Annotated in this window: 7 protein-coding genes and 1 pseudogene; 7 read left to right on the plus strand and 1 reads right to left on the minus strand. The window is 70.9% G+C overall.

Annotated elements, in window-relative coordinates; translation table 11 throughout:
- Positions 1-127: 127 nt before the first annotated feature.
- The 6 genes and pseudogenes from OTB19_RS00960 to OTB19_RS00985 form a co-directional block, all read left to right on the plus strand.
- Positions 128-979: pseudogene (locus tag OTB19_RS00960) on the plus strand (FAD binding domain-containing protein); the annotation flags it as partial.
- 2 nt (positions 980-981) lie between these two features.
- Positions 982-1,587 (plus strand): (2Fe-2S)-binding protein, encoded by a 606-nt coding sequence (locus tag OTB19_RS00965; RefSeq protein ID WP_267795988.1) that lies wholly within the window; start codon positions 982-984, stop codon positions 1,585-1,587.
- 2 nt (positions 1,588-1,589) lie between these two features.
- Positions 1,590-3,995: a xanthine dehydrogenase family protein molybdopterin-binding subunit gene (locus OTB19_RS00970; RefSeq protein WP_267795989.1), complete on the plus strand. Its 2,406-nt coding sequence runs from the start codon at positions 1,590-1,592 to the stop codon at positions 3,993-3,995.
- A gap of 362 nt (positions 3,996-4,357) precedes the next feature.
- Positions 4,358-5,821 carry an NCS2 family permease gene (locus tag OTB19_RS00975; RefSeq protein ID WP_267795990.1) on the plus strand — a complete coding sequence of 488 codons (1,464 nt, stop codon included), beginning with the start codon at positions 4,358-4,360 and terminating at the stop codon, positions 5,819-5,821.
- A gap of 79 nt (positions 5,822-5,900) precedes the next feature.
- Positions 5,901-7,064 carry an XdhC family protein gene (locus tag OTB19_RS00980; RefSeq protein ID WP_267795991.1) on the plus strand — a complete coding sequence of 388 codons (1,164 nt, stop codon included), beginning with the start codon at positions 5,901-5,903 and terminating at the stop codon, positions 7,062-7,064.
- Positions 7,065-7,192: 128 nt separating this feature from the next.
- Positions 7,193-8,431, plus strand: a complete 1,239-nt coding sequence (locus OTB19_RS00985; protein WP_267795992.1) for a GNAT family N-acetyltransferase — start codon at positions 7,193-7,195, stop codon at positions 8,429-8,431.
- 129 nt (positions 8,432-8,560) lie between these two features.
- Here the strand turns inward: OTB19_RS00985 and OTB19_RS00990 are convergent, their stop codons facing one another.
- Positions 8,561-10,777 carry a terpene synthase family protein gene (locus OTB19_RS00990; RefSeq protein ID WP_267795993.1) on the minus strand — a complete coding sequence of 739 codons (2,217 nt, stop codon included), beginning with the start codon at positions 10,775-10,777 and terminating at the stop codon, positions 8,561-8,563.
- Between the two features lie 254 nt (positions 10,778-11,031).
- Between OTB19_RS00990 and OTB19_RS00995 the strand changes: the two genes are divergently transcribed.
- Complete coding sequence (locus OTB19_RS00995) at positions 11,032-11,253, plus strand: hypothetical protein (protein WP_053681386.1); 222 nt, start codon at positions 11,032-11,034, stop codon at positions 11,251-11,253.
- The last annotated feature ends 151 nt before the right edge of the window (positions 11,254-11,404 follow it).

Here is an 11,404-nt window from a genome sequence, read left to right on the forward strand (position 1 = left end):
AGCGGCACCCCCGAGGACGCACTCGACACCGCCTGCCACCTCCACCTCACCGGTCTCGACACCTGACACGGGCAAGCGCACGCCAAGCCCGACGTCAACCCCCGAAGGATTTACGACGCAGACCACTAAGGCCGAGTTCCCCACAGCTGTGCCGATTGCGGGTGGCACCGATGTGATGGTCGAGATCAACTTCGACCACCGTCGGCCGGAGTACCTCCTGGACCTGAACCGCATCGGTCTCCTGCGGGAGTGGGAGGTCGGCGAGGATGTTGTCCGGCTCGGCGCCTCCGTCCCGTACACGCAGATCATGGAGAACCTCCGCACGGAGCTGCCCGGTCTCGCGCTCGCCTCGCACACGGTCGCGTCCCCGCAGATCCGCAACCGCGGCGGCGTCGGTGGCAACCTCGGTTGCGCCTCGCCGGCCGGTGACTCCCACCCCGCGCTGCTCGCCGCGGGCGCCGAGGTCGAGGTGGAGTCCGTACGCGGCTCCCGCCTCATCCCGATCGACGAGTTCTACACCGGTGTGAAGCGCAACGCGCTGGCCGCCGACGAGCTCATCAAGACCGTCCACGTCAAGAAGGCGGACGGCCCCCAGCAGTACTCCAAGGTCGGCTCCCGCAACGCGATGGTCATCGCGGTCTGCGCGTTCGGCCTGGCGCTGCACCCCGAGACCCGGACGGTCCGCACCGGCATCGGATCGGCCGCGCCGACCCCGATCCGCGCGAAGGCCGCCGAGGAGTTCCTGAACGCCGCGCTCGAAGAGGGCGGGTTCTGGGAGTCCGGCAAGGTCATCACCCCGTCGATCGCCAAGCAGTTCGGTGACCTCGCCTCCGGCGCGGCCAACCCGATCGACGACGTCCGCGGCACGGCGAAGTACCGCCGTCACGCGGTCGGCATCATGGCTCGCCGCCAGCTCGTCTGGACCTGGGAGCAGTACCGCGGCACCGAAAACGGCCGCTCGCTTGAAGGGGCTGCGTAATCATGCGCGTCAATTTCACTGTCAACGGCCGTCAGCAGGAAGCCGACGACGTCTGGGAGGGCGAGTCCCTCCTCTACGTCCTGCGCGAGCGCCTGGGCCTGCCCGGTTCGAAGAACGCCTGTGAGCAGGGCGAGTGCGGTTCCTGCACCGTCCGTCTCGACGGCGTGCCGGTGTGTTCCTGCCTCGTGGCCGCCGGCCAGGTCGAGGGCCGCGACGTCGTGACCGTCGAGGGTCTGGCGGAGTTCGCCAAGCAGCGCGAGGAGCACGGCCACGGCGGTGCCTGCGGCACCGGCGGCTGCGGCGCCAAGGGCGGCGTCTCCCTGGACGAGGCCAAGCGGTGGCAGTCCAAGCCGGGCGACTCGCAGACCGGCGAGGGCGTCGAGCTCTCCAACATCCAGCAGGCGTTCATCGACGCCGGCGCCGTGCAGTGCGGTTTCTGCACCCCGGGTCTGCTGGTCCAGGCCGACGCGCTGCTGGAGGAGAACTCCTCCCCGTCCGACCAGGACATCCGTGAGGCCCTGTCCGGCAACCTCTGCCGCTGCACGGGCTACGAGAAGATCCTCGACGCGGTCCGCCTCGCGGCCGCCCGTCAGGGAGAGGCGGTCTGACCATGGCTCAGAACACGCGCACGGTTCCGGCGGGCACGCCGACCAACGTCACGCAGAAGCACACCAAGGGCGGCATCGGCGAGTCCACGCTGCGCCCCGACGGCACCCTCAAGGTGACCGGCGAGTTCGCGTACTCCTCCGACATGTGGCACGAGGACATGCTGTGGGGCCAGACGCTCCGCAGCACCGTCGCCCACGCCGAGATCGTCTCGATCGACATCTCCGAGGCCCTCGCGCTGCCCGGCGTGTACTCGGTGCTCACGTACGACGACCTGCCGGCCGAGATGAAGAACTACGGCCTGGAGATCCAGGACACCCCGGTCCTCGCCAACGGTCGGGTACGCCACCACGGTGAGCCGGTCGCCCTCGTGGCCGCCGACCACCCGGAGACCGCCCGTCGTGCGGCCGCCAAGATCAAGATCGACTACAAGGAGCTGCCGCTCGTCACGGACGAGGCCTCGGCCATCGCCCCCGACGCGCCGCTGATCCACCCGGGCCGCGACGACCACCACTCCGGTCACGTCCCGCACCCGAACATCGTGCACCGCCAGCCGATCATCCGCGGCAACGCGGACGAGGCCGCCAAGCGCGCCGACGTCATCGTCAAGGGCGAGTACACCTTCGGCATGCAGGACCAGGCCTTCCTCGGCCCGGAGTCCGGTCTGGCCGTGCCGTCCGAGGACGGCGGCGTCGACCTGTACGTCGCCACCCAGTGGCTGCACTCGGACCTCCAGCAGATCGCCCCGGTCCTGGGCCTGCCGCCGGAGAAGGTCCGCATGACGCTCTCGGGCGTCGGCGGTGCCTTCGGTGGCCGCGAGGACATCTCGATGCAGATCCACGCCTGCCTCCTGGCGCTGGCCACGAACAAGCCGGTCAAGATCGTCTACAACCGGTTCGAGTCCTTCTTCGGTCACGTGCACCGTCACCCGGCGAAGCTCTACTACGAGCACGGCGCCACCAAGGACGGCAAGCTCACGCACATGAAGTGCAAGATCGTCCTGGACGGCGGCGCGTACGCGTCGGCCTCGCCGGCGGTCGTGGGCAACGCCTCCTCGCTGTCCGTCGGCCCGTACGTGATCGACGACGTCGAGATCGAGGCCATCGCCCTCTACTCGAACAACCCGCCCTGTGGCGCGATGCGCGGCTTCGGCGCGGTCCAGGCCTGCTTCGCCTACGAGGCCCAGATGGACAAGCTCGCGGCCAAGCTGGGCATGGACCCGGTCGAGTTCCGCCAGCTGAACGCCATGGAGATGGGCACGATCATGCCCACCGGCCAAGTCGTGGACTCCCCGGCGCCCGTCGCCGAGCTGCTGCGCCGGGTCAAGGCCCGCCCGCTCCCGCCGGAGCGCCAGTGGGAGACCGCCGGCGAGGGCGCGGACGTCCGCGCGCTGCCCGGCGGCCTGTCCAACACCACGCACGGCGAGGGCGTCGTCCGCGGTGTCGGCTACGCGGTCGGCATCAAGAACGTCGGCTTCTCCGAGGGCTTCGACGACTACTCCACCGCCCGCGTGCGCCTGGAGATCATCAACGGCGAGGCCGTCGCGATGGTCCACACGGCCATGGCGGAGGTCGGCCAGGGCGGCGTCACCGTGCACGCCCAGATCGCCCGCACGGAGCTGGGTGTCACGCAGGTGACCATCCACCCGGCCGACACGCAGGTCGGCTCCGCCGGTTCCACGTCCGCCTCGCGGCAGACGTACATGACCGGTGGCGCCGTGAAGAACACCTGCGAGGCCGTCCGCGAGGCCGTTCTGGAGATCGGCCGCCGCAAGAACGGCTCGTACCACCCCGCGTGGGCGACCGCCGAACTGCTCCTGGAGGGCGGCAAGGTCGTCACCGACGGCGGGGAGGTGCTCGCCGAGCTGGCGGACATCCTCGAGGGCGAGGACGCGATCGACCTGGAGCTGGAGTTCCGGCACAAGCCGACCGTCGCCTTCGACCTGAAGACCGGCCAGGGCGACGGCCACGTCCAGTACACGTTCGCCGCGCACCGCGCGGTGGTCGAGGTGGACACCGAGCTCGGCCTCGTCAAGGTCGTCGAACTCGCCACCGCCCAGGACGTCGGCAAGGCGCTGAACATGCTCTCCGTCGTCGGCCAGATCCAGGGTGGCACCACCCAGGGCCTCGGCGTGGCGATCATGGAAGAGATCATCGTCGACCCGAAGACCGCGAAGGTGCGCAACCCCTCCTTCACGGACTACCTGATCCCGACCATCCTCGACACCCCGACCATCCCGGTCGACGTCCTGGAACTCGCCGACCCGAACGCGCCCTACGGGCTGCGCGGCATGGGCGAGGCCCCCACCCTGTCGTCCACCCCGGCCGTCCTCGCGGCGATCCGGGCGGCGACCGGCCTGGAGCTCAACAAGACGCCGATCCGTCCGGAAGCCCTCACCGGCACCCTCTAGGACGGCGTGATCCGGGGGCCGCGAGGCCCCCGGACCCCCAGCTCTCCGGGCGGTGTGACACGGGAACGTCACACTTGCCGACCGCACCGCCCGGAGCTCGAAGTCCGGAATGCGAAACGCCGCTCCGCTCGCGGCCCGTTCCGCCGGCAGTACACCCCCACGCACCACCCACCCCGGAAGGCACCACCACCCCGGAGCCACCGGCAGTACCGCGAAACCCCGCAGTACCCGCAGTTCACGCAGTGCACTTTTCGCGTCGCCTCGGGCCGTCACCCCGGGTCGTGCAGCCAAACGCACCATCCCAAATCCCGCATCTCCAATCTCCAAGCGGGTGCCCCTTTGAACCTTGGGAGTTAGGCACCATGACCCAATCGTCTGTGGAGCCCAAGACCACCGCGGAAGAGGCCGGCGACGGCTCTCTCACCCCCGCGGGGCGTTCTTGGCTCGATCGGTACTTCCACATAACGCACAGAGGATCCAACGTCGGCAACGAGGTTCGTGGCGGTATCACGACCTTCATGGCCATGGCGTACATCCTCCTGCTCAACCCCCTGATCCTCTCCGGCAAGGACATCGCCGGAAACACCATGGCCCCCGCGGCCCTGATCACGGCCACCGCGTTCGCGGCGGCCCTGACCACGCTGCTCATGGGCTTCTTCGGCAAGGTGCCGCTCGCCCTCGCGGCGGGGCTGTCCGTCTCCGGCGTGCTCGCCTCGCAGGTCGCGCCGCAGATGACCTGGCCGCAGGCCATGGGCATGTGCGTGATGTACGGCGTGGTGATCTGTCTCCTGGTCGTCACCGGCCTCCGCGAGATGATCATGAACGCGATCCCCCTCGCGCTCAAGCACGCCATCACCATGGGCATCGGCCTCTTCGTCGCCCTCATCGGACTCGTGAAGGCCGGCTTCGTCGGCGCGGGTCCCGAGTTCGGCCCCCCGGTCCAGCTCGGCGCCGTCGGTGAGCTCGCCGGCTGGCCCGTCCTGCTCTTCTGCGTCACCCTGCTCTCCATCTTCATGCTGCAGGCCCGCAAGGTCCCCGGCGCCATCCTGATCGGCATCGTGGGCGGCACCGTCCTCGCCGTGATCCTGAACGCCATCGTGGACATCGACCCGAAGGCCTGGAAGAACGGTCCCCCCGAGCTCTCCGGCTCCGCGGTCTCGATGCCCGACTTCTCGCTGTTCGGCAAGGTCGAGTTCGGCGGCTGGGGCGACGTCGGCGTCATGACGATCGGCATGATCGTCTTCACCCTCGTGCTCGCCGGCTTCTTCGACGCGATGGCCACCATCATCGGCGTCGGCACCGAGGCCAAGCTCGCCGACGACCAGGGCCGCATGCCGGGCCTGTCGAAGGCGCTGTTCATCGACGGCGCCGGTGGCGCCATCGGTGGCATCGCGGGCGGCTCCGGTCAGACCGTCTTCGTCGAGTCCGCCACCGGCGTCGGCGAGGGTGCCCGCACGGGTCTCGCCTCCGTCGTCACCGGCCTCTTCTTCGCCGCCTGCCTCTTCTTCACCCCGATCACGCAGATCGTGCCCGGCGAGGTCGCCTCCGCGGCCCTGGTCGTCATCGGCGCGATGATGATGCAGAACGCCCGCCACGTGGACTGGGCCGACACGGCCACCGCGATCCCGGTCTTCCTGACCGTCGTGATCATGCCGTTCACCTACCAGATCACCGCCGGTGTCGCCGCGGGTGTCATCTCCTACGTGGCCATCAAGGTCGCCCAGGGCAAGGCCCGGGAGATCGGTGCCTTCATGTGGGCGCTGACCGGCATCTTCCTGGTCTACTTCGCGCTCCACCCGATCGAGGGCTGGCTCGGCGTCGGCTAGCCGACCCGGACGCCCGCGCACCAAGCCTCAATCTCCACGTATCCGATACTGGAAACCGAACCTCTCCGAGGAGGCCCGCATGCTGGACATCGCCGAGGAACTGAACCGGTGGGTCGAGCAGGGACGTGATTTCGCCGTCGCCACGGTCGTGGCGGTCGGCGGGAGCGCGCCCCGGCAGCCCGGAGCCGCCCTCGCCGTCGACGGCGACGGGACGGCCATCGGCTCGGTCTCCGGCGGATGCGTGGAGGGCGCGGTGTACGAACTGTGCCGACAGGCGCTGGAGGACGGCGAGCCCGTCCTGGAGCGCTTCGGGTACAGCGACGACGATGCCTTCGCCGTGGGCCTGACCTGCGGCGGGATCATCGACATCCTCGTCACCCCGGTCGCCGCGGACTCTCCCGTGCGGGAGGTGTTCGCGGCCGCGCTGGCCGCCGCCGCCCGCGGGGAGGCGGCGGCGGTGGCCCGGATCGCCGAGGGCCCGGCCGAGCTGATGGGCCGCGCCGTGGTCGTGCGGGTTGACGGCTCCCACGAGGGCGGCTTCGGGGGACACCCCGAGCTGGACCGCACGCTCGCCGAGGAGGCCCGCGCCATGCTGGACGCCGGCCGGACCGGCGTGCTGGAGGTCGGCGCGGACGGCCGACTGTGCGGGGAGCCGCTCAAGGTGCTGGTCGAGTCCAGCGTCCCGCCCCCGCGGATGATCGTCTTCGGTGCCATCGACTTCGCCTCCGCGCTCGTGCGCATCGGCAAGTTCCTCGGCTACCACGTCACCCTGTGTGACGCCCGGCCCGTGTTCGCCACGAAGAACCGTTTCCCCGAGGCGGACGACATCGTGGTCGACTGGCCGCACCGCTACCTGGAGGCCCAGGTCGACGCCGCAGCCGTCGACGCCCGGACCGTCCTGTGCGTGCTCACCCACGACGCCAAGTTCGACGTCCCGCTCCTCGAACTGGCCCTCCGGCTTCCCGTCGCCTACGTCGGCGCCATGGGCTCCCGCCGCACCCACGAGGACCGCAACAAGCGGCTCCGCGAGGTCGGCGTGAGCGAACTCGAACTCGCCCGCCTGCGCTCCCCGATCGGCCTGGACCTCGGCGCCCGCTCCCCGGAGGAGACCGCGCTGTCCATCGCCGCCGAGATCGTCGCGAACCGCCGCGGCGGCACCGGCGCCGCCCTGACCGGCGCGCGCATCCCGATCCACCACGACGGATCGAACACCGTGGTGGGACGGATAGGTTCCGTCGCTTGAAGGGCCGGCGCCTCCCCGCGCCGGGCGGCCGCACCACCGCCCCGCACGCGGGGCGTGCCCCCGGGTGGGCGTACGGATCCGGCCACTATGGGGTGACCGGTCCGCGATGACCGATTAGTCTCCCGATCATGGTGGACATCCGCGAGGTACCCGAGGCCGAGATCGACCGCGCTCTGGAGCTCGCCTACCTGGTCTTCCACGACCGCCCCGACCGCGACCGCCGGGCACTGCACCATGCCCTGCTGACCCGGTGCGCCCGCATCGGCGCCTACGACGGGGACGCGCTGGTCGGCTTCATGGCCGCGCACCACTTCCGGCTCTCCGTGCCCGGGGCGGACCTCGCCTGCCCCGGGCTCACCTTCGTGTGCGTCGCCCCCACGCACCGCCGCCGCGGCGTCCTCACCGCCCTGATGGACGAACAACTGCGCCGGACCGCCGCCGCCGGCGGCCCGATCGCCGTGCTGTGGGCCTCCGAGGCCGCCATCTACGGCCGCTTCGGCTACGGCGCCGCCACCCAGGGCGTCACCATCGAGATCGACTCCACCCGCCCCCTGGCGCTGCGCGTCGCCCCCGACCGGCGCCCCCTGCGCCTGGTCGATCCCGCCGACGCGGCGGACCTCGTCGGCCCCTACCACGAGGCCGCCCGCGCGGCCCGGGCCGGCCGGCCGAGCCGCAGCGCGGAGCGCTGGGCCGACGAGTGGCTCGGCGAACACGACGAGGAGGACGAGGAGTTGAGCCCGCCCCGGACCGTCGTCCTGGGCGAGCCCGGCGAACCGATCGCCGGGTACGTGCTCTACCGCACCAAGTCCGCCTCCCCGGCGGGGGACGGCGGGCCCCGCGGCCCGGGCCTGGTGCGCGTGGACGAACTGGAGGCCGACACCCCGGCGGTCGCCGCCGCCTTGTGGGAGTGCGTGTCCTCCCTCGACCTGACCGGCAAGGTCAGCGCCTGGGGGCGCCCCGTCGACGACCCGCTGCTGCACTTCGCCGCCGACCGGGACCAGGTACGGGTCACCGCCCAGTTCCCGGCGCTGTGGCTGCGCCTGGTCGACGTGCCGGCGGCGCTGACCGCCCGGGCGTGGGCCGCGCCGGTGGAGCTGGTGCTGGAGCTGTCCGACCCGCGACTGCCCGCGAACGCCGGACGGTACCGGCTCAAGGCCGGACCGGACGGAGCCGCCTGCGAGCCCGCCCGGGCAGCGCCCGACCTGGTGCTGGACGTGCGCGAGCTGGCCGCCTGCTACCTGGGCGGGACCCGGGTGGTCGAGTTGGTCGCCGCCGGGCTGGTGGAGGAACGGGTTCCGGCCGCGGCGGCCGCGTTGGACGCGGCGCTGCGGACCGAACTGCTCCCGCACACCGCGGACGAGTTCTGAGCGGGCGCGCCGGCGCAGCCGCGTACGGCGACGGTCGCGGGCACGCGGTCGGCAGGCGGGCAGGCGAGCCGGGCAGGCGGGCGGTCCGGGCGGGCGGGGGCGGGCGAGCGGACCGCCCCCGCCTGCCGGTCAGTGGGGCAGCGAGATCTGGGCGGCGGACATCCCGAAGCCGTCGCTCCAGGCGCCCGCGCCCAGGCCGACCGGCAGCTCGTGCAGGTCCTCCGGCCGGTAACGGGCGATCTTCTCGTGCCAGTTGAGGATGCCCGCGTGCCAGTCCTTGAGCTCGGCGACGTACGCGTCGAGCGCGGCCCGGGCCTCCTCGCCCAACTTCCAGTCGTCGTAGAGCAGCGGCATCTGGGTCGCGACGATGTGCTCGAACTCCTCGGTCCGCTGCGTCATCAGCGCGTGGCAGATGTGCAGGGCCTCCGGGTAGCCGATGTCGAAGAAGTTCCGGGTGACGAGGATGTAGTTGTGCACCTCGCCCTCGACCTCCACCTCCTTCTGGTAGGAGTAGACGTCGTTGATCATGCAGGCGGCGTCGGCGACGGCGTTCTCCAGCGACCGGATGGTGCCGGAGGCGTAGATCTCGTCGGGGATGCCGCGGTTCTGGTGGCCGAGCCGGCACAGGTACATCGTGAGGTGGGAGCCGAAGGTGTGACGGCGCATCTCCGCGTAGTCGACCGGGTCGGGGATCCGGTTCAGGACCTGGTTCTCCACCTCCCACAGCCAGCTCTTCAACATGCTGACCAGCGTCGCCCGGAACTCCGTGCGCTGTTCGTGGGACATGCCCGCGCTGGTGCGCACCCACAGGTCGCCGAGCCCGCGCTCCATCGCCGTCACCGGCGCCGCCTGCTCCGCGTGGTCGACGGGGATCATGGCGATCAGCCGGGCCGTGGTGGCCTTGGCCGCGGTGAGGTTCTTCGCCTGGGCGAAGACCACGGGGTAGTAGTCGTCCCCGTACGTGCCCCAGCTCAGCCAGCACGCGTTGAGGGCCAGGGCCTGCGGGGTGGCGTCGGGGTCGATTCCGGCGGAGCAGACGGCGAAGTCGTAGCCCCGCAGCTTGCGTTCGGACCAGATCGCCGAACCGGGGTCGCCCGGCTGCGGGTCCAGCATCCCCATCGCCTTGCACCACGCGACCGACTCCTCGCGGGCGTGCGCCAGGTGCGGGCTCAGCGAGAGCCGGTGGGGCATGTAGATGTCCGGGATGACCGAGGGCCCGGTCTTCTCGAACGGCACGTGGGTGAAGGAGCGGCGGCGCAGGTCCGCGGAGCGCTGTGTGAACAGGGACCGGACGTCGAGCGCGGTGGTGCCGAGCCCGGCGGGCATGAACGGGAGGCTGAGCGGGGCGGTGGCCCGGGCCTCCTTGTTCATGTAGCGGCTGGAGACCATGTGCCACTCGTGGCCGCCGGACTGCCAGTCCTGGAGGCCCTTCGCGTAGGCGAGGACGGCGGCGACCTCGGCCGGGTTCATCGCGTGGTCGGCGAAGAGCTGGGGCAGTTCGGCGAGGGCGGTCTGTTCGAACTGGTGGAGGCGGGAGGTCAGGAGGTCGTTGGAGGCCTCGGCCGCCTCCTGGGTGGAGCAGCCGAGGAAGGTCTCCAACACGAGGATGGCGTTGGAGAGTTCGCCCTCGTCGGCGACCTCGCGCTCGTAGGAGAAGATGTCGTTCCTGATGTGCACGGCGTCGGAGAAGGCGTCGCGCAGCACCGCGAGCGGCCGCGCGTGCGCGACGCGCGCCGGGACCTCCGCGGAGACGTACTCGATCAGGCCGGCCGACCAGGGGGCGCCACCCACCTTGCGGCGCATCTCGATGTATTCGAGGGGGTTGGCCACCCGCCCGATGTTGATGTTGGCGAGTTCCCACATCGACTCGTTGAGGAGGTTCCGGGTCGATTCGGAGAACCGTTCCCGCCAGTCCGCGGACATCGCGGGGACGGTCCGCAGCCACAGGTCCTTCAGGCCCGCCTCCACCGGGTTGGTCGCCTCGGGGAAACCGTCGGAGAGGTCCATCGGCATGAAGCCGGCGAGCCGGTCGAGGTACGCCTTGGCGCCGTCCCGGTCCTGGGCGCGCTTGTACATCTCCAGGAAGTGGTCGTCGAAGAAGAAGACCCACACGTACCAGTCGGTGACCAGGTTCAGCGCGTCGACGTCGCAGTCGGGGTGCGTGTACGCGCACAGCAGGGCGTAGTCGTGCGATTCGAGGTCGCTCTCCTCCCAGACGCCGGACCCCTCCAGCATCTCGAAGTCGCGGGCCCACTGCCTGGCGTGGGTGCGCGCGGCTTCCAGATGGGGGTTCAGTCGCGCCGGATAAGGCACGTAGAAATCCGGCAGTTGAAACGGCTGTGTCACGGCGGGGTAGGCCTTTCGGTCCGAGGGTGCGGAGGCCTTCGGCTGCGGCCCCCCGCACGAGATCAGCAGGCACCTACCCCTGGTGCAGGAGGGACAAGGGGGATTTCACTGCTTCAGGTGACGGAAGTGCCGTTCCGCGACATGGGGTCCTGACGGGGGATAGGGATCCGGTCCGTCGTGTCGAACGTCCGGACCGATGTCCTGTTCATCTAGATTTCCTCCCCTATGTAAATCCCATACGGGAGGAAGCGGCGATGTCTTCGATCGATCTGAGCAAGGTGCTGGACAAGGCCTGGGAGGACAAGCCGCTCGCGGACGTCCTCGCGGCGCCGGTGGCGGCCCTGAAGGGCGTCACCGACCGGGACGGCGAACTGCTCCAGGAGGCGTTCGGGGTCAAGACCGTCGCCGACCTCGGCCAACTGAAATACGCCCGGTGGGCGGCGGCGCTCGTCGCGCTGAACACCACCACCAAGTAGGCGACCGGCCCGCGCCCCGCCCGCGGTCCGGGCGGGCGGGCGCAGGGCGGGCCGCAGAAGAGCGCGTCCTCCCCGCCCCGACGACGGGCGAGGAGGGCGTTCGTCGCTCCGGTGGCGCGAGGGCGGGCCGGGACTCCCCGGCCGCCGCCCG

Source organism: Streptomyces sp. H27-H5 (assembly GCF_026627505.1).
In the GTDB taxonomy this organism is placed as follows: Bacteria; Actinomycetota; Actinomycetes; order Streptomycetales; family Streptomycetaceae; genus Streptomyces.